We start from the raw sequence: 20,658 nt of genomic DNA, 5'->3' as shown, positions 1-20,658 counted from the left end.
TTATAGACTATAAACAAATAAAATACCAATTGGTAAAAACTGAAAAATTTTCAGTAAAACTGACATTTTTTCATTACAAACGCCTTAACACCAGTCATTTAGTCAATATTTAACTAAATCATTTAAAGCTGTTTCAAATCTGTTTTTAGGAAGATATTGTGCTTCTAATTGTGAAGCAAAAGGAATAGGAGTTTCTAAACTACCTACACGTTTTACAGGAGCATCTAAAAATTCAAAACAATGCTCCATTATTAAAGCTGAAATATCACTTGCAATACCACCAAACAACGTGTCTTCATGTAGAATAATGGCTTTTCCTGTTTTTTTAACTGAAGTGTAAATAGTTTCAGTATCCAAAGGTTGAAGCGTACGTAAATCGATAACATCAGCTTGAATATCTGTATTATTATCCAACGTTTCCAAAACCCAATGTACCGCTGCTCCATAGCTTATAATGGTAACTGCACTGCCTTCTTTAATGAGTGATGCTTTTCCAAAAGGCAGTGTATAATAATCGGTTGGCACTTCTTGACGAATGCTTCTATACAAGCCCTTGTGTTCAAAAAACAACACAGGGTTTGGGTCGTTAATAGCAGTGTTCAATAGGCCTTTTGCGTCATAGGGAAATGCAGGGTACACTACTTTTAACCCCGGCACTTTAGTAAACCAAGCTTCATTGGTTTGAGAATGAAACGGTCCTGCCGCGACACCACCTCCACAAGGCATTCTTAAAACCATATGGGCATTTTGCCCCCAACGGTAATGCGATTTTGCTAAATAATTTACTATGGGATTGAAACCAGAAGAAACAAAATCTGCAAATTGTAGTTCAACCACGCTTTTCATGCCTGCAATAGATAAGCCCATACCTGTCTCAATAATTGCCGATTCGCAAATAGGTGTGTTTCGAACCCGTTCTTTGCCAAACTGCTCTACAAAACCTTCGGTTATTTTAAAAGCACCACCGTATTCAGCTATATCTTGACCCATAAGTATTAAGTCTTGGTAACGCTCCATACTTTGTTTTAAACTTTCAGAAATGGCATCAATAAATCGTATTTCTTTTAATTCTGAATTATTTTCAATTTCTTGATATTCAAAACTTTTATAAACATCATTCAACTCGATAGTTTCATTTGGAATGATAGGTTCTTCTGCGAAAGCGATGTTTAGATCTTCGTTAATTTCATTTAAAAAAGTATCTTTTATTAATGCATCTTCGTTTTCTGTTAGAATACCTTGCGCTTTTAAAAACATTTCAAAAGTTAATACGGGATCTTTTTGCGCCCAAGTATCCATTAATTCCTGAGGCACGTATTTAGTACCACTTGCTTCCTCATGCCCACGCATTCTAAAAGTTTTAAATTCTAATAAAACAGGTCTGTGATTATTGCGAACACTCATGGCAATATCCCTAACTTTTGTATAAACTTCAACAATATTATTTCCATCAATAATATGTGATTCCATACCGTAACCAATGCCTTTGTCGGCTATGTGCTGGCAATTATACTGCTCATTTGTGGGTGTTGAGAGCCCGTAACCATTGTTCTCCACGCAAAACAAAACGGGCAATTCCCATACCGACGCTATGTTTAAAGCTTCATGAAAATCGCCTTCACTCGTGCCGCCTTCGCCTGTAAAAACCGCAGTAACTTGGTAGGTGTTTTTTAGCTTTGAAGCCAATGCAATGCCATCGGCAACACCTAATTGTGGTCCTAAATGAGAAATCATGCCCACAATTTTAAATTCCTGAGCACCAAAATGAAACGACCTATCCCTTCCCTTTGTAAACCCCGAAGCTTTACCCTGCCATTGGGCAAACAACCTGTACAAAGGAATATTTCGTGATGTGAAAACTCCTAAATTTCTGTGCATTGGGAGTATGTATTCTTCATTAAACAACGCCATTGTAACCCCAACAGCAATAGCTTCTTGCCCAATACCAGAAAACCATTTACTTATTTTACCTTGGCGCAATAAAACAAGCATCTTCTCCTCTATCAACCTTGGTTTTAAAATAGCTTTGTATAAATCTAATAATGTATTTGTATCAAGATGATTTGTATTGAATATTATATTATTTGAAGCTGATGCATCACTCATAAATTGGGCATTTGATTAAAATCAAATATACCATAAAATAAGGAATTCAATTGTAAAGTAAACTGGATTGTATTGCGTAAATCTTTACAATGTTTTTGTACATTTGTTATAGAACAAATTAAAAAGATTTCTCATGAATATAATACCAAGTGTAGATTTAAATGATTTTACATCGGGAGATGCTGTTAGAAAGCAAAAATTTGTAGATGCTATTGGAAAAGCTTATGAAGACATTGGTTTTGTAGCATTGAAAGGTCATTTTTTAGATGATGATTTGGTTAATAAATTATATAATGAAGTAAAGCGTTTTTTCAATTTACCAGTTGAAACGAAGCAGAAGTATGAAATTCCAGGTATTGGCGGTCAACGTGGATATGTTTCATTTGGAAAAGAAAGTGCCAAAGGCAAAAAAGAAGGCGATTTAAAAGAGTTTTGGCACTTTGGACAGTATGTTGAAGACAATCCAAAGCTAGAAGCGGAATACCCTAAAAATGTAATCGTTGAAGAATTACCAGAATTTAATAAAGTTGGAAAAGAAGCTTATCAAATGCTTGAAAAAACGGCAAAGTTTGTTTTGCGTGCCTTGGCGTTACACTTAGGATTGGAAGAGACTTATTTTGATAATTATATACACAACGGAAACTCCATTTTAAGACCAATACATTACCCACCAATTACTGAAGAACCTAAAGAAGCTGTTCGTGCAGCTGCACACGGAGACATTAATTTAATTACTTTGTTAATGGGGGCACAAGGTCGTGGACTACAAGTGCAAAACCATAAAGGCGAATGGATTGATGCCATTGCAGAACCAGATGAACTAATGATTAACGTTGGTGATATGCTATCTAGGCACACAAACAATAAATTAAAATCTACCATCCATCGTGTTATCAATCCGCCTCGTGAACTTTGGGGAACTTCACGCTATTCCATTCCATTTTTTATGCACCCTATAAGCGATATGAAACTAGATGTTTTAGAAGGTTGTGTAGATAAAACCAATCCGAAAGCTTTTGACGATATTACAGCTGGCGAATTTTTAACTGAACGCTTAATAGAACTTGGTTTAATTAAAAAATAATGACGTTGTCCCATCGAGCGCAGTCGAGATGTTTTTATAGTTCTCGACTGCGCTCGAACAGACAAATAAATCAATAACATGGATTTACAAGACCAATTAAAAAACCTGTTCCCAGATCATAAACAGGAAGAATCTATAGATGATTCTGACAATGTATCAAAAATATGGATGCAAGACGACCCTATTATTTGTAAATACGAAAAGCGTAAAGGCAAACCCATAACTATTTTAGAAGGCTACACAGGGGCTACCGAAGATTTTAAAATTTTAGCTAAAGAAATTAAAACCCAGCTAAGTGTTGGTGGGAGTTTTAAAGACGATAAAATTATTATTCAAGGCGATTATCGTGATAAAATTATGAAGATACTAAAAAACAAAGGGTTTAATGTAAAACGCGTAGGCGGTTAATTTATGGACAAGCACCCGCTTCATATCACCAATGGTTCTGTTTTAACCAACCGCCTCAATGACCTAACTATTGAGGGAACCATACTTACTTGGCAAGAAATGCTTTGTGAAGGACCGACGGTAGAACAAGTATATTCAGATGAATTTTCCAAACTCAGAAAAAGCTTTTTTAGTGATTTTTATGACATTGATTTAGTAATACCTGAAATTAAATCGGAGCTAGATAAGTTAAATACTCCAGAAAAATATTCAGAAATAATTCTTTGGTTTGAATACGATTTGTTTTGCCATATCAACATGATAGCTATAATAAGCCTAATCCAAAAACAAAAAATCAATCTCCCCCTCTATTTGATTTGCAGCGGTAAAGTTGATAGAAATAAAAATTTGAAAGGCTTAACCGAACTTAATGCGGGTCAGTTGTTAAAACATTATAGAGATAAAGTTAAACTTACGCCAGAAGATATTGATATAGCTATTACTACGTGGAGTATTTATTGTGGTAAAGACCATAATTTACTAAAACCATTTATTGTTAAAAAATCATCTTTTAAATATTTAAGTAATTGCTTAAAAGCACATTTAGAACGGTTTCCCGAAACTAAAGACGGACTAAATATTATGGAACGCAATATCTTAGAAATAGTTAAAGATAAAACCATAAGATCTAAACATCACTTACTTGGCTATGCGCTTAACTATCAAGGTTATTACGGCTATGGCGATTTGCAAGTTTCTAGGATTATAGAAAAACTTAGCATCTTTTTTACAGAAGAAAAAAACCTTATAAAATTAAACAGAAAGGGACATGAAGCGTTACTTGGGCAACATAATTTTGCTATAGAAATTAATAACAAAATGATATATGGGGGTGTTAGTAGATTTGATTTTCAATTCAATAAAAAAGAAAACAAATTAATAAAAACCGCTTATAATGCCAATTAAAAATTCGGAACTTATACTAAACCCAGATGGCAGTGTTTACCATTTAAATTTAAAACCAGAACATGTTGCCAAAACCATCGTTTTTGTAGGCGATCAAGACAGAGTTGAGCAAGTTTCAAAACACTTTGATAGCATTGAATTCAAAACTCAAAAGCGCGAGTTTAAAACACATACGGGCACTTTTAAGGGTAATCGTATTTCAGTTATCTCAACAGGCATCGGTCCCGATAATATTGATATTGTTTTAAATGAATTGGATGCCCTTTTCAATATAGACTTTAATACAAAAACACCAAAAAAAGAGTTTACAAGCCTTAATATTATTAGAATTGGTACATCGGGATCTTTACAAAAAGATATTCCTGTTGATTCCTTTCTGTTAAGCACTCATTGTTTAGATCTAAATGGCATGCTACATGCATATCAAATAAGCAGCATTAGTAATCCAGATATTGAAGATGCATTTATAAAGCATTGTAATTGGCATTCTAACAAATCACGACCCATTATTATTGGTAATTGCAAGTTGTTAGAAAGTAAACTGGAAAGTGATAAAATTTTTAAAGGTTTGACAGCAACAGCTGGTGGGTTTTATGGCCCACAAGGACGAGTATTGCGCCTGCCACTTCAAGATGCTAATTTAAATAACAAAATGGACAGCTTTAATTTTAAAGGTATTCGCATTACAAACCTAGAGATGGAAACATCTGCCATTTACGGACTTTCAAAACTTTTAGGACACCATGCACTATCGTTGAATGCCATAGTGGCTAATAGAGCCAATGGAACTTTTAGTAAAAATCCTTTAAAAACTATTGAAAATCTTATAACTTACACTTTAAATAAAATTTTTGAATAAACCATTCATTTCATGAAGCATGTAAACATTGGTGGCGTTCCAGAACATTTTAATTTGGCTTGGTACTTAACTTTGAAAAAAGGTGAATACAAAGCGGAAGGCATCAATTTGTGTTGGCATGATTTTCCAGGAGGCACTGGAGACATGTGTAAAGCTCTTAGAAAAAAGGAAATTGATATAGCCGTCATTCTTACAGAGGGTATTATAAAAGATATTATTGATGGCAACCCAAGTAAAATTGTTCAGACTTTTATACAAACACCTTTAATTTGGGGTATTCATGTTGCTAATGACTCCGCATACAAAACCGTTGAAGATTTAAGAGGAAAAACAGCTGCTATTAGTAGATATAGTTCTGGGTCGCATTTAATGGCTTATATAAATGCAAAGAACAATGATTGGGATTTAAAAAACGATTTGGATTTTAAAATTGTTGGTGGTTTAGATGGCGCTATTGAAAATTTACAAAATGGCAATGCTGATTATTTTTTATGGGAAAAATTTACCACAAAGCCTCTTGTAGACAATGGTACTTTTAGGCATATTGGCAACTGCCCTTCTCCTTGGCCTTGTTTTGTAATTGCTGTTGGAAAGGATTTTATTGAATCGAATAAAGAAGACCTAAAAACCATTTTAAGAATTATAAATAAAACCACTTCAGAGTTTAAAAATATACCAAGTATTGATAAGACCATTGCAGATAGATATAATCAAAAGATTGATGATGTACAAGAATGGTTGAGTGTTACAGAATGGTCTCAAAAGCTTATTGACAAACAGACTATTATAGATGCGCAACATGAGTTGTTTTCATTAAATATCATTCCTGAAATAGTTGATTATAGGACGCTTACTGCTAAAGTATAATTAGTAAATTTAATACTATCATTTTAAGTAGCTAAATGTTAATGTTTAACAAAATTTCTTCTTGAAAATTATTAAATATTTACTTTTGGAATTGAAAACTAAATGAAATACATGAAAAAATTACTTTTATTAACTGCTGCCATTGCCATAATAGCGTGTAAGCAAGAACATAAAGATTACGTTACACTATCGGGCAAAATTATTGATAAAAGCAGTGATTCTGTTGTAGTAAGATCAAGAACATTTTCAAAAACTATTAAAGTCAATACCGATGGCACTTTTAGCGATACATTAAAAGTAGAAACGGGTGTCTATAACTTTTATGATGGCAACGAATCTTCAAACATATTCCTAAAAAATGGTTTCGATATTAATGTCACTTTAGATACCAAACAGTTTGATGAAACCATAAAATACACAGGAATTGGTGCTGAACACAGTAATTTTTTGGCAAAAAACAACTTAATGCAAGAACAACTTTTAGATTTAGATGTATTGAGTAATTTAGATATGGATGGGTTAGAATCAAAATTTGGTGAAATAAAAATCAAATTTACCGAGTTTTACAACGCTAATAAAGATATAGATACGTTTATAATCAATAGTTTGTCAAAAAACATAGACCCTATGCTGAATTACTACAAAGGATATTTAGCAGAATCAGTGGCTTTAAAAACAGAATTAGCAAAAGGAATACCTTCGCCTATATTTGAAAACTATGAAAATTATAAGGGTGGTAAAACCTCTTTATCCGATTTAAAAGGAAAATATGTTTATGTAGATGTTTGGGCAACTTGGTGTGGGCCTTGTAAAGCGGAAATCCCTGCTTTAAAAGAATTAGACAAAAAGTACCATGGTAAAAATATCCAATTTGTTAGCTTATCTATTGATGATGACAGAAGCCACGGTGGTTCTTGGGATAAAGCCCGTGAAGATTGGAAAGCGATGATAGCAGATAAAGAATTAAGTGGTGTACAGTTATTGGCACCAAATGGGTGGCAGTCTCAATTTGTGTTGGATTATAAAATTAAAGGGATTCCCAGATTTATTTTAATAGATCCGAATGGTAATATAGTAACGCCCGATGCCCCCAGACCATCTGATGCAAGTTTAACAGAATTATTTTCTTCATTAAATATTTAAAGAAGTAGTTAAATTAAAAAGCCACCAATACACAAATGTCATATTTGTGTATTGGTGGCTATTAAATAAAAATACTATTCTTTACTATCAACCTCCTCTTGAACTTCAGGTTGTTCTGGCTGCTTAAATAAATCTTTATAAGCTTCACCTAAATAATCTATGACATGGCTAGCAATTAAACTTTGATAACCATAATCTTCTACCCCAATATCTGCCGATTTTCCATGCAAATACACTCCAAAAACACTTGCGTTTAATGGATTGTATCCTTGGGCTACTAAACCTGTAATAATTCCAGTAAGGACATCGCCGCTTCCCGCTGTTGCCAAACCAGGGTTGCCAGTAGTGTTTATATACAACTTCTCTTGAAACACAGTTATGGTATTAGCCCCTTTTATAACAACAATAATATTGTGTTTTTTTGACAACGATTTTACCTTATCCAATTTATCAAAATCATCTTTCCACGTTCCAATTAATCGCTCTAATTCTTTAGGATGGGGAGTTAATATGGTTTGTTCCGGTAATAATTTTAATAAACTCTTCTTTTGTGCTAATATGTTAATCCCATCGGCATCAATAACAAGTGGTATTTTGTTTTTCTTTAAAAAATTCTCAAAGGCTTCAATGGTTTGGTCCTTTGTTCCTGCTCCTATTCCAAAGCCAATTGAAGTGGGTGTTATATCAAAGTTAATATTTGTAATTATTTCTTCATCTATATCTGTTATTACCATCGCTTCAGGAAATGATACCTGTAAGGGCATATACCCACATTTTGGAACATAAGCAGAAACCAAACCTGCTCCAGAGAATAACGCAGCTCTACTAGCTAAAATAACTGAGCCAATTTTGCCATAACTTCCTCCTATAATTAAGCCATGCCCAAATTGCCCTTTATGAGAAAATCTTTCTCTAGGCTTATATAACGGAAGTACTTCGTGTTTCCCTATTAATTCTACTGCTGTAGCGGTTTCAGATAAAAAATTGACATCTAGTCCAATATCCAAAACTTCCCACTGTGCTGTATATTTTCCGGTGTCAGGCAAAAAGAACACTAATTTTGGGGTTACAAAACTTAAGGTGTAACCAGCCCAAACAACGGCATTTTCATCTTTAGGCACGTTGTCTGTGCTTAAACCTGAAGGTATGTCAATAGATAAAGTAAATGCTTTTGTTTTCTTAAAATGAACAAATAAATCCTTAACCCATTCATCAACAGGTCTGTTTAATCCAATTCCAAAAATGGCATCAACAATAATATCTTCAGCGTTAATTTCAGGAAAATCCTCTTTACAACTTAAAAGGGTTGGCCAATGCTTTGTAACATTTTTAATTCTATCATAGTTAATCAAGAAATCTTTCGAACGTTTGTCGCTACAATTAACAATATATGTTTTAACATTATAGCCATCTAATATTAAGTGTCTTGCCAAAACTAAGCCATCGCCACCGTTATTACCAATACCACAAAATATGTGAATTGGTACCTGGGCACCTTGCAAACGCACATGCATCCATTTAAAAATTTGTGAACCTGCATGTTCCATTAAATCGGTTGATGATATATTTTTTCGGGCAACAGTTAATTTATCACCTTCGTAAATTTGATCTTTTGAAAATATTTTCATGTATTCAATGTGTTTCTAAGTAGCACTAATATTACGCATTTTTATATTTTAAATCAAACCGTCCTTTTATAAAATGAAAAATCCTTAACCGATTTTTAGCTAAGGATTTAATTATTTAAAATGACAACTATTTATTCCTTTATGAACTTAATTATTTCAAAGTCGTCCAATTTTAAAAGGTATAATCCATTATCTAAAAATCTAACATCTATTTTGTTGTTGTAAGATATGCTACCTCTCACCAATTCTTTTCCGGTCATATTGTAAATAATATAGTTTTTAGTTTCCATTAAACCCGAAAGACTAATATAATTTGTTGATGGATTGGGATAGGTTTTAAGTCTCACTTTTAAGTTAACATTAATATTAGATTGAGTGCTGGTATCAATTCTATTTAAACTACCATAAGATGCGCCTCTTAGCGTTATAACATAAGGTCTTACATAATAAATGGTATTTATTAATATGTCTGATAATTTACTACTAAAAATTTCTTCATTACCTTCAACAACAATCTTCTTGTCTAAAACAGTTGGAAGGTTTTCAGAAGTACTATAAACAAAACCTTTTTCTGTAACAACAGCTCCTTTATCATCTAAAATCTCTGCAGTCATATCTATCTCGTTGGTTGTATTATTTAAACCTGCACTACCAATAACATTTGGCGTTTCAACATTTGAAATATTAGATTTTTCTTGGGGTGGTTTTGAGGTTATTTGTGCTTGCGTAAGTACTGCAAAAAACAAACATAAAATTGTAGAAATTCCTTTTGAAAGTGTTTGGGGCTTCATTTTGAAGGATTTTAGATTAATTAACATTGCAAATATATGAAAAATTCTATAAAAAATACATTTAAACGAATAAATATGTATTTAAACGACATTATTTAATAAATATTGCTTGAAGACAACTAAAATTTTAGCACCATGTTAATTACGGTAAATAGCAAATGGTACATAATCTTAAAATTTCAACTTACTATTATTATAGATTTTTCAATTCTATTTTTAAATAGTTATTTTTCTTAAATGAAAACTGTTTGAATATAAGAATACCGTAAAAAAGATATTTTAGTTTTTTTATAAGGTTAAATGTGATATTTTTGGGTTCTATTATAGATATAATGAATCATTCCAACCAAAATACTAGCATTACGCTTCCTTTTTCAATAAAAAGGAACGCTTTTACTTTTGGAACAACTACAATTATTACAACCCTTTGGGGTTGCTAATTATATATTCTTCGTCCTATCTTTGTGATTTTTATAATCACAGCATCTTTAATATTTTATATAAATCATCAATTCATTAAAACTCATGAAGCTTCCGTAATAAGGTCTTGCCCCCCCTAAAAAAATTATATGGAGTTATATGTGACCGATAAAAACAATAAATAAAAAAACATGAAAGTTTTAAAATTTGGAGGAACTTCTGTAGGTTCATCAAAAAACATAAATAACGTTATTAGCATTTTAGAAAATTATGCTAAAAAAGATAGAGTGGTATGTGTAGTTTCGGCAGTTGGCGGTATTACAGACAAATTGCTTTTAGCTGGCAAACAAGCCCAAAATAAAGATACAACCTATATTGATACTTTTAATTTAATAAAAGACATTCATTTTAATATTATTAATGAACTTAATTTTGATAAAAGTTCCTCTATAATAGCTTTTATTGATGAAAAACTAAACGCACTAAAAAGCCTGTTAGATGGTATCTTTTTAATAAATGAATTATCTCCAAAAACATCTGACAAATTGGTGAGTTTTGGAGAACTATTGTCGTCTTACATCATTGCTGAAACCATGAAAAATCGTGGGTTATCTTCCGATTGCAAAAATTCTCAAGAATTAATAGTTACAAATTCCAACTTCACTAAAGCCGAAGTAGATTACACTGTTACCAACAAAAACTTGCAGACATATTTTAATACGGCATTACAACAAATCACGATACTGCCTGGGTTTATCGCAAAATCTAAAATAGGGGAACAAACCACATTAGGACGTGGTGGTTCCGATTTTACTGCGGCTATCGTTGCAGCAGCTTTAAAAGTTGAGCAGTTAGAGATTTGGACAGATGTTAGCGGTATGTTTACTACCAACCCGAAATTGGTAAAACAAGCCTACCCTATCGAAAAAATATCGTATCAAGAAGCTATGGAATTGTCGCATTTTGGCGCTAAAGTATTGTATCCACCAACAGTACAACCAGTTTTGGACTTGAACATTCCTATTCATATTAAAAACACTTTAGAACCAGAAGCTGCTGGAACCGTTATTTCTAATGAGGAAACTAGGTCTTCTTCTCCTGTAAAAGGGATTAGCAACATTGGTAACATTGCCTTAATAACACTTCAAGGAAGTGGTATGATTGGCATTCCAGGATTTTCAAAACGCTTGTTTGAAACGCTTTCTCAAGAAAAAATAAACGTCATTTTGATTACTCAAGCCTCTTCAGAGCATTCCATTTGTTTAGGTATAGATGAAAATGATGCAGAATTAGCTCAAACAGCTATTGATGCCACTTTTGAGAACGAAATCGCTTTACATAAAATTGATCCGATTATTGTTGAAAAAGATTTATCAATTATAGCTTTAGTGGGCGATAACATGAAAAACCACCAAGGTATTAGTGGTAAAATGTTTAGTTCTTTGGGTAAAAACAATATTAATATTAGAGCTATTGCACAAGGCGCTTCAGAGAAAAATATTTCTGCTGTTATTTTACAAAGTGATGTTAAAAAAGCTTTGAATACTTTACACGAGCAATTTTTCGAAACCAAAACCAAACAACTCAATATTTTTATTACAGGTGTTGGTAATGTAGGTGAAAAATTAGTCGAGCAAATAAAGCAACAGCGTAAATACCTAAAAGAAAACTTAAAAATCAACTTACGCATTGCGGGATTATCTAATTCCAGAAAAATGATTTTTAGTGAAGAAGGTATTGATTTATCCAATTGGAAAGAACAATTAGAAAACGGTGAGCAAGCAACTTTAGATGGCTTTTTCGAGAATACAAAAACCCTAAACCTTCGTAACAGTATTTTCGTAGATGTAACTGCAAATAAAGATGTTGCAGGTTTATACGAAAAATATTTACGCCAAAGTATTGGTGTGGTGGCGTGCAACAAAATTGCATGTTCTAGTGATTACGAAAACTACAAGTTATTGAAGCGTTTATCATTAAAATACAATGCGCCTTATTTATTCGAAACCAATGTGGGTGCAGGTTTGCCTATTATAGATACGCTAAGCAACTTAATAGCTTCGGGTGATAAAATCACGTCTATTCACGCCGTATTATCAGGAAGTTTAAACTTTGTTTTTAATAATTTTAATGATACTACTAAGTTTTACGATGTCGTGAAACAAGCTGCAGCAGAAGGTTACACAGAACCAGACCCAAGAATCGATTTAAGCGGTGTTGATGTTGCTAGAAAAATATTAATTCTTGCCAGAGAAAGTGGTGTTGAAATGAATTTAGAAAATATTGAAAACACGCCATTCTTATCAGATTCTGGTATGAAAAGTGATTCAGTAGACGATTTTTACCAAACCCTAATTAAAGATGAAGCACATTATCAAGGGTTGTACGCTTCCGCGAAAGCGAAAGATTGCCAATTAAAGTATGTGGCACAATTTAACGACGGTAAAGCAAGTGTTAGTTTGCAAGAAATACCAAACGATCACCCATTTTACAACCTAAAAGGAAAAGATAATATCGTGATGTTTTATACACAACGCTACCCCGAACAACCTATGATTATTAAAGGCGCTGGTGCGGGTGCCGATGTAACTGCTTCTGGTTTGTTTGCAGATATTATTAGAATTGGTAATGATTAAATCGATTAAAAATTTAACGTCATTGCGAGGAGGTATGACGAAGTAAACTGCTTAATTAGAATTAAATTGCTGCGTTTCTCGTAATGACGAATATAAAAAAATTAATGAATAACGAAATAAAAATATTTTCGCCTGCAACCGTAGCCAATGTAGCTTGTGGTTTTGATGTACTAGGGTTTTGCTTAGACAGTGTTGGCGACGAAATGGTGATCAGAAAAACAGATAAAAGAGGTATTTACATCACTAAAATCGAAGGGGATTTTGATTTACCTTATGAAGCCGAATTAAACGTCGCCGGTGTTTCTGCATTAGCTATGTACAATGCTTTAAAACCTGATTGCGGATTTGAAATTGAAATAAATAAAAAAATAAAACCTGGTAGTGGTATTGGAAGTAGTGCTGCCAGTGCCGTTGGCAGTGTTTTTGGTATGAACGAACTTTTAGGAAGACCATATACCAAAACTCAATTAACAGCATTTGCTGTAAAAGGAGAAGCTTTAGCCAGTAAATGTGAACATGCCGATAATTTAGCTCCTGCCCTATTTGGTGGTTTTACCTTAGTTAAAAGCATGATGCCTTTAGAAATATTAGAAATTCCTTCACCAGACGATTTGTATGCCACCATCATTCATCCACAAATTGAAGTTAAAACATCAGAAGCTAGAGCTATTCTTCCTAAAGAAGTATCGTTAACCAATGCGATAACGCAGTGGGCTAATTTTGGAAGTTTAATTCATGCATTACACACAAGCGATTATAGTTTGATTCAAAAATCGTTGCACGATGTAATTGTAGAACCTTATAGAAGCAAGTTAATTCCATATTATAACGAAGTGAAAACCGAAGCGTTAAAAGTAGGTGCTTTAGGTGGAGGCATTTCAGGTTCAGGGCCTTCAATATTTACTTTAAGTAAAGGTATTGAATCTGCTACAAAAGTGGCAAGTAGCATGAAGTCTGTTTATTCAAAAACAGGAATCGCTTTCGATATTCATATCTCTAAAATTAACACCGAAGGTGTTAAGGTTCTTTAAGATTGAAGACCCATGAGGAAGTATTTAAAGCAAAAAGAAGAAAGTATATTACTGAAACAAAATTCACAGAATTATATGATGAAGCATTTCATTTAATGAACATGATTGCATAAAAAAACATTAAATAACAGAACTAATTTTGATTAACAAAACGAAAATATAAAACTTCCGTCTTCCGTCATTGGTCTTCGGACAATTTTAACAAAAATGAATTACTACTCACTAAACCATAAAGCACCAAATTCAACTTTTAAAAATGCCGTTATAAAAGGTATTGCACCAGATAAAGGGCTGTATTTCCCTGACACTATAACGCCTCTCCCAAAAGCTTTTTTTGATAATATTGATAACTTATCATATTCAGAAATTGCTTTTGAAGCCATTAAACAATTTGTATCTCCAGAAATACCTGAAGACATTTTAAAAACCATTGTTGAAGAAACTTTATCGTTCGATTTTCCAGTTGTAAAACTTAACAATAACATTTCTACATTAGAGTTGTTTCATGGGCCAACTATGGCATTTAAAGATGTAGGCGCACGTTTTATGGCACGTTGTTTAGGTTATTTTAATCAAAATAACAACAGAGAGGTTACTGTTTTAGTGGCAACATCTGGCGATACAGGAGGCGCTGTAGCTAATGGATTTTTAGGTGTTAAAGGCGTAAATGTTGTAATCCTTTACCCTAGCGGAAAAGTAAGTGATATTCAAGAAATGCAATTAACTACACTTGGACAAAACATAAGAGCCCTGGAAGTTAATGGTACTTTTGATGATTGTCAAGATATGGTGAAAACTGCTTTTTTAGATGAAAGTATTACCAATAACATGCAATTAACCTCTGCAAACTCTATAAACGTAGCGCGTTGGTTGCCACAGCTGTTTTATTTTATATTTGCTTACAAACAATTGCATAAAGAGCACAAAGACATCGTATTTTCGGTGCCAAGTGGTAATTTTGGAAACATATGCGCTGGCATGATGGCACAAAAATTAGGCTTACCAATTAGCCATTTTGTAGCGTCAAACAATGCGAATAATGTAGTAACACGTTATTTAATATCGCAGTTATACGAACCAAAACCATCAATACAAACCATAAGTAATGCGATGGATGTTGGAGCGCCAAGTAACTTTATTCGTATTCAAGAAATTTACAAAAATAATTTTAGTAGTTTAAAAGAAAATCTTTCGTCTTTTAGTTTTTCAGATGAAGAAACGAAGGTTGCCATGTTAGAAATATTTGATAATTACAACTACGTAGCCGATCCACACGGAGCCGTTGGCTATTTAGGCTGTAAAGCTTATTTAAAAGAAAACCCTGATGCGCATTGTGTTTTTTTAGAAACCGCACATCCAACTAAGTTTTTAGAGGTTGTTGAAGCTGTTATTAAAGAAGAACAACCTTTACCAGAACAAATTCAGTCGGTTATGGGGAAAGAAAAAGCATCGGTAGTTATTTCGAATTATGAGGATTTGAAGCAGTTTTTATTGAGATAATTTTTTTTGGGTTTCGCTATTCTGTATTTGACTTTATCAGAAAAAAATAACTTCGTTTAGTAGTCGATATAGTCAATTGAAACTGAGTATATCTTAGAGTTGTGTTTCATACTGAATCTAGCCGCGCAAACAGCACATTTGGTTTTTGCCAACGCGAAATCCAACACTGAAATAAGCGAAGCGATTCACGAACATCAATAAAAAATAAAGTGACTTGAGTAAAAACTAAAAGAGCTGTTTCCTGCCAACGCTTTTTTGCATGATAAACGGCACAAGTGTTAAAAAAATAAATTAAAATCTTTACTTTTGTCTTTGATGCAAAAACACCAAAATATAAAGGCACTATTTTTCTTGAGCATTTTCAGTATGTTACTGATGCACCAAGTTGTGCCACATTGGCATCATCAGCATCAAGGAGAGCATCAGCATAATGAAGTAGCACATTCGCACAATCACGAACATCATCACGAAACCCCCGAAAAAGATACTTCTAAAAAAGGCTTTTTCGATTGGTTTGTAGAAATGCCCGTGCATACCCATACAACAACAGATGTGTTGGTATCTAAGGAATCAACAGTAAAGAAAATTACCGTAGAAAAAGAGTCGGTAAGAACACTACTTCCTGAAACCGTAAATCTTGCACTTATAAATGTTGATACCTCAAATGAAAGATGGTATCATCCACCAGATAAACTTCAAAACACATATTTCCCCAATTGCTCACTTCGGGGGCCGCCAAGTTTAGGTTAATCAGTTATACAGGGTTTTTTGTTAGTAGAAACAAAAAACACCCTGTAATTCTATTTTGATAAACCTAAAATAAAATCATTATGAACATAAAAATAGTATGCGCCATAGGCGTATGCCTGTTCGTTGGTAAAGTTTATTCTCAAACAAAAACAGTAGCTGAAATACTTAACCAAATAGAACAGAACAATACCGAGTTAAAAGCCTATCAATTTTACATCGATGGGCAAAACTTGCAAAATAAAGGTGGTAACAATTTACCAGATCCACAGCTTTCGGGTTATTATTTGCCCTTTGGCGAACACCAAAGTAACGATTATACCGAGTTTGAAATTTCGCAGTCGTTTGAATTTCCAACGGTGTATGCAGCGCGTAGCAAATGGAATAACTTGAAAGCAGAACAGTTACAAGCCCTATTTACTAAAAAGCGACAGGAAGTACTCTTAAAAGCAAAACAAGGGTTAATTAGCCTCTATATACTTCAGAAGCAAAAGACTATTGAAATCAATAGAAAGCAACAAAGTCAACAGGTGTATGAGCAAATGCAAGAATTGTTCAATAAAGAACAAGTTGGCATTTTAGACCTCAACAAAGCCAAAGTAGCTTGGATTCAAGAACAGTTTATAGTAGAACAATTACAAACTGAAATCCAAAACCAAATTACGGTGTTGCAAACCTTAAATGGTGGGCAATCGCTTGAATTGGATAATCTTCAATTGGAAATTCCTTTTGAACTGCAAACCATTGAAACACTATGGAGCGAGAAAATGGCAAAAGACCCCAAACTTTTGGAGTTGCAAGCCAATGAAGCTTCAGCACTCCAAAACGTAAAACTCGAAAAGAATAAAATTTTGCCCAACCTTGCTTTAGGATATAATTACCAAGGGATAAATGGCAACAATTATTCTGGTGTTTACGGAGGTTTGTCCATTCCGTTATGGAATAGCAAAAACAAAGTAAAGGCAGCACAGGCTGATTATGAGTACCAACAATCCAGTTCGCAGGTAGCCAAACAACTATTGTATGCTGAATTGCAACAGGAATATAATCAATATCAACTGTTGTTTGATAAATACACCGAATACCAAAATACCATAGAAAACCTAAATAGTGAAAATTTGCTTTTTAAAGCCTATAATTTAGGGGAATATTCCTTTTTGGAGTATTATATGGAAGTGCAGTTTTATCAGGATGCCACCGACAAAATGCTGCAGATGGAAAAAGAATTACAACTGCTTCAAGCTCAATTATTAATACATCAACTTTAACAATTTAAAAATCTAAAACAATGAAATCACAGATTCACGAACACCTTAAAACAAATAAACTCATTGTGAGTAAAACAGTATCAAAATATCTAATGGCATTAACCGTAACCCTTGCAATAAGTATTACAGGTTGTCGCGAGACAAAAAAAGAAGACACAAACGATGACCACGGACATGAGCATAATGCTGATGGTAGTCATATGAACGAAGACGAAGACTTAAAACAAGAAGAATTTACCGTTGATAAGGATTCAATTAAATCCGAAGAGAAAACACACAAACACGATAATGGTTCTGAACACCACGACCACTAAAAAATAAAACAAATGAAAAAGTATTTAATAATTGTGCTTGCTTTTATGGCAATAGCTTGTAAGCAAAATAACGAAGACAATCACGCCCACAATCCGGACGGAAGTCACGTAGGCGATGAAATTCCACGATTGGGCCATACTATCTGGACGGATAACACAGAACTATTTGTTGAGTTTCCTGCTTTGATAGTAGGCAATCCAAGCAAATTTGCAGCGCATTTTACGGTAATGGACAAACACCAACCGGTTAGTGAAGGTTCGGTTACGGTAAGTTTAATTAAAGGTGACAAAGGCATTCGTGCCACAGTAGAAAATCCATCATCACCAGGAATATTTTCACCCATCATTCAACCAAAGGAAGCAGGATTGCATCAATTGGTATTCGACCTTTCCACACCACAATACATCGATAAAATTGTAATTAAAGACGTGATGGTGTATGCTAATTTGGAAGAAGCCAATAAAGCATTGGGCAATGAAGGTGAAGATGGTTCTATTTCCTTTTTAAAAGAACAGGCTTGGAAAATAGAGTTTCAAACCGCACCTGTCATTAAAGGTGAAATCTACAATGTCATTAGTACATCGGGAGTCTGGCAGCCTGCACAGGGTTCTGTAAAAACATTGGTCGCTACTGCTAATGGAACCGTAAATTTTACTACAACTAACCTAACGGAAGGAACGGAAGTTAAGCAAGGTCAATTGCTTATGAATGTAAGTAGCCAAGGATTGGCAAGCAATAATTTAAGCGCAGAAATAGCTAAAGCCAAAGCGAACTTCGACCAAGCCACATCCGAGTATAATAGAAAAAAAGAGCTTTACGAGAGTAAGATCATACCAAAATCAGAATTTGAAAAAGTAGAGAGTAACTATACTATTGCAAAATCGCAATACCAATCGCTTGCTTCAGGTGTGTCTGGAGACAGTAAACAAATACGAGCCCCTTTTAATGGCTTTATAAGAAGTGTAAATATTGCCAATGGTGATTATGCGGAACAAGGAACTGTTTTAATAAGTGTAGCGACCGAACAATCCAAAGTACTAAAATCACAAATAGCTCCTACTTATGGACTAACGATGCAAAATATTAAATATATTTGGTATCAAACCGAACAAGGGAATTGGAAAAGCATTTCAGATTCAGAAGGTGAAATACTATCCATATCAAAAGATGTTGAACGTGACAGTCCACTTATTTCTGTATTCGCTAAAGTCAATGATATTATAAATGTTCCCGATGGCAGCTTAACCCAAGTACAAATTGCAATGGGTGATGGCAAACAAACTACACTTGTGCCCGAATTGGCTTTATTGGAAGATTACGGTAACTATTCTGTGATTGTTCAATTGTCTGGTGAAAGTTTTGAGAGACGCCCAATTTCCATAGGAAAACGAAACGGTAAAAACGTAGAGGTGTTTAAAGGTTTACAGGTTGGTGATGTGGTTGTAACCACAGGAGCATACCAAGTAAAAATGGCATCAATGTCAGGTTCTACACCTGCGCACGGACACGAACATTAAGTCTATATGCAAATAAAACAACCACCTTATGAAAACAGATTCAAAAATACCATATCCAAGTTATCGTGAAGCGGTAAAGGTATGGGTTAAGGTTGCACTCTACAGTTTTGGCGGCCCTGCTGGACAAATTGCTGTCATGCATAAATTTTTGGTAGAGGAAAAAAAATGGATTAGTGAGAATCGTTTCCTTCATGCCCTCAATTATTGTATGCTGCTTCCAGGACCTGAAGCACAACAGCTTGCCACATATATCGGTTGGCTTTTGCATAAGAGAAAGGGTGGCATCGTTGCAGGTGCACTATTTGTTCTTCCTGGATTTTTAGCAATTCTAGTATTAAGCATTTTCTACGCCCTTTGGAAAGATTTAACATGGGTAGAAGGCATTTTTTATGGTATCAAACCTGCCGTTCTCGCCATTGTTGTAGGAGCGGTTTTAAAAATAGGTAAGCGTGCCTTAAAGAATGAAGTTATGATAACCCTATCGGTTTTAGCTTTTATCGCCATCTTTTTCTTTAAAATTCCTTTCCCATACATTATTATTGGTGCAGGTATCATTGGATTTTTGGGCGGTAAACTTTGGGCAGATAAGTTTTATGTCATTAAAGGTCATCAAACAAACTCGCAAGTTCAAGAAGATGTTATTGGCGTTGAAGCGCAGACTATCAAACCAAGTGGAGTTAAGACCATCAAAACAGCCTTATTTTGGTTGTTGCTATGGGTGGTCCCTGTAGCTGTAATTGGTATTCTACTTGGAAAAGACAATGTTTTCACGCAAGAGAGCTTATTTTTCAGCAAATCGGCCATTGTAACCTTTGGAGGTGCCTATGCGGTATTGGCCTATATCTCTCAAAAAGCGGTTGAAACCTATGCATGGTTGTTACCGGGAGAAATGCTTGATGGTTTGGGGATGGCCGAAACTACTCCAGGCCCCCTAATTCAAGTAGTTCAATTTGTTGGCTTTATGGGAGCATATAGAAATCCAGGAGCTTTAGACCCTGTAATGGCAGGCGTTCTTGCATCCATCTTGGTAACATGGGTAACATTCATTCCCTGTTTCTTATTCATTTTTGTGGGAGCACCATATATAGAATACTTGCGTAATAATAAAAGTTTAAGTACCGCTTTGTCTGGTATCACAGCTGCCGTTGTAGGCGTTATCCTCAATTTAGGAATTTGGTTCACATTGCATACGTTGTTTGGAACTATTGAAGAGCGTCAATCGTATGGTGTTCATTTTATGATTCCTGATTGGAATACTTTGGATATCGGTTCCTTGATTATTACGCTCATTGCGCTGTTCGCTTACTTCAGGTTAAAACTGAACATGCTCAAAACCATTGGAATTTGTGTGGTTTTGGGATTATTTATAAAAATAGTTATTCACTAAAATATA

The 20,658-nt window shown here is 34.1% G+C and carries 17 protein-coding genes; 14 read left to right on the top strand and 3 right to left on the bottom strand.

The annotated features are described in order from the left end of the window. Positions 1-102: 102 nt before the first annotated feature. Entirely contained in the window at positions 103-2,106 is a 2,004-nt protein-coding gene (locus tag VP395_RS09910) for an alpha-ketoacid dehydrogenase subunit alpha/beta (RefSeq protein WP_346241848.1), read from the bottom strand. A 133-nt stretch (positions 2,107-2,239) separates the two neighbouring features. Here VP395_RS09910 and VP395_RS09905 point away from each other — a divergent pair, with 133 nt between their 5' ends. The 6 genes from VP395_RS09905 (at position 2,240) to VP395_RS09880 (ending at position 7,412) form a co-directional block, all read left to right on the top strand. After that, on the top strand, positions 2,240-3,190 hold the full coding sequence (locus VP395_RS09905; protein WP_346241847.1) for an isopenicillin N synthase family dioxygenase: 951 nt from the start codon (positions 2,240-2,242) through the stop codon (positions 3,188-3,190). A gap of 78 nt (positions 3,191-3,268) precedes the next feature. Then, entirely contained in the window at positions 3,269-3,598 is a 330-nt protein-coding gene (locus tag VP395_RS09900) for a translation initiation factor (protein WP_346241846.1), read from the top strand. A 3-nt stretch (positions 3,599-3,601) separates the two neighbouring features. After that, positions 3,602-4,543, top strand: a complete 942-nt coding sequence (locus tag VP395_RS09895; RefSeq protein ID WP_346241845.1) for a DUF1835 domain-containing protein — start codon at positions 3,602-3,604, stop codon at positions 4,541-4,543. Next, complete coding sequence (locus VP395_RS09890; RefSeq protein ID WP_346241844.1) at positions 4,533-5,402, top strand: nucleoside phosphorylase; 870 nt, start codon at positions 4,533-4,535, stop codon at positions 5,400-5,402. Before VP395_RS09895 ends, VP395_RS09890 begins: the two co-directional genes overlap by 11 nt. A 12-nt stretch (positions 5,403-5,414) precedes the next feature. Further along, positions 5,415-6,269: a substrate-binding domain-containing protein gene (locus tag VP395_RS09885; RefSeq protein ID WP_346241843.1), complete on the top strand. Its 855-nt coding sequence runs from the start codon at positions 5,415-5,417 to the stop codon at positions 6,267-6,269. Positions 6,270-6,380: 111 nt separating this feature from the next. Beyond that, positions 6,381-7,412, top strand: a complete 1,032-nt coding sequence (locus tag VP395_RS09880; protein ID WP_346241842.1) for a redoxin family protein — start codon at positions 6,381-6,383, stop codon at positions 7,410-7,412. Between the two features lie 74 nt (positions 7,413-7,486). Here VP395_RS09880 and VP395_RS09875 read toward each other — a convergent pair whose 3' ends face one another. Together VP395_RS09875 and VP395_RS09870 are read right to left on the bottom strand one after the other, a co-directional pair. After that, positions 7,487-9,040, bottom strand: coding sequence for an NAD(P)H-hydrate dehydratase (locus VP395_RS09875; protein WP_346241841.1), 1,554 nt, complete (start codon positions 9,038-9,040; stop codon positions 7,487-7,489). A gap of 131 nt (positions 9,041-9,171) precedes the next feature. Beyond that, positions 9,172-9,831: a T9SS type A sorting domain-containing protein gene (locus VP395_RS09870; RefSeq protein WP_346241840.1), complete on the bottom strand. Its 660-nt coding sequence runs from the start codon at positions 9,829-9,831 to the stop codon at positions 9,172-9,174. A 611-nt stretch (positions 9,832-10,442) separates the two neighbouring features. On the opposite strand from VP395_RS09870, the gene thrA reads away from it, so the two are divergent. The 8 genes from thrA (at position 10,443) to chrA (ending at position 20,652) form a co-directional block, all read left to right on the top strand. Beyond that, complete coding sequence (thrA, locus tag VP395_RS09865; protein WP_346241839.1) at positions 10,443-12,887, top strand: bifunctional aspartate kinase/homoserine dehydrogenase I; 2,445 nt, start codon at positions 10,443-10,445, stop codon at positions 12,885-12,887. Between the two features lie 104 nt (positions 12,888-12,991). Next, entirely contained in the window at positions 12,992-13,918 is a 927-nt protein-coding gene (locus tag VP395_RS09860) for a homoserine kinase (RefSeq protein WP_346241838.1), read from the top strand. A gap of 207 nt (positions 13,919-14,125) precedes the next feature. Next, positions 14,126-15,418 (top strand): threonine synthase, encoded by a 1,293-nt coding sequence (gene thrC / locus VP395_RS09855; protein ID WP_346241837.1) that lies wholly within the window; start codon positions 14,126-14,128, stop codon positions 15,416-15,418. A gap of 315 nt (positions 15,419-15,733) precedes the next feature. Further along, on the top strand, positions 15,734-16,168 hold the full coding sequence (locus tag VP395_RS09850; protein ID WP_346241836.1) for a hypothetical protein: 435 nt from the start codon (positions 15,734-15,736) through the stop codon (positions 16,166-16,168). An 80-nt stretch (positions 16,169-16,248) separates the two neighbouring features. Then, positions 16,249-17,433, top strand: coding sequence for a TolC family protein (locus VP395_RS09845; protein ID WP_346241835.1), 1,185 nt, complete (start codon positions 16,249-16,251; stop codon positions 17,431-17,433). Between the two features lie 20 nt (positions 17,434-17,453). Further along, positions 17,454-17,747, top strand: coding sequence for a hypothetical protein (locus tag VP395_RS09840; protein WP_346241834.1), 294 nt, complete (start codon positions 17,454-17,456; stop codon positions 17,745-17,747). Between the two features lie 12 nt (positions 17,748-17,759). Further along, positions 17,760-19,265: an efflux RND transporter periplasmic adaptor subunit gene (locus VP395_RS09835; RefSeq protein WP_346241833.1), complete on the top strand. Its 1,506-nt coding sequence runs from the start codon at positions 17,760-17,762 to the stop codon at positions 19,263-19,265. Positions 19,266-19,293: 28 nt separating this feature from the next. Next, positions 19,294-20,652 carry a chromate efflux transporter gene (gene chrA / locus VP395_RS09830; protein ID WP_346241832.1) on the top strand — a complete coding sequence of 453 codons (1,359 nt, stop codon included), beginning with the start codon at positions 19,294-19,296 and terminating at the stop codon, positions 20,650-20,652. Positions 20,653-20,658: the final 6 nt, after the last annotated feature.

Origin of the sequence: Mariniflexile soesokkakense (genome assembly GCF_039650365.1) — a bacterium.
Taxonomy (GTDB): Bacteria; Bacteroidota; Bacteroidia; order Flavobacteriales; family Flavobacteriaceae; genus Mariniflexile; species Mariniflexile soesokkakense.
The sequence above is the reverse complement of the archived record's forward strand: the minus strand, read 5'-3'. Positions and strand labels throughout refer to the sequence as shown.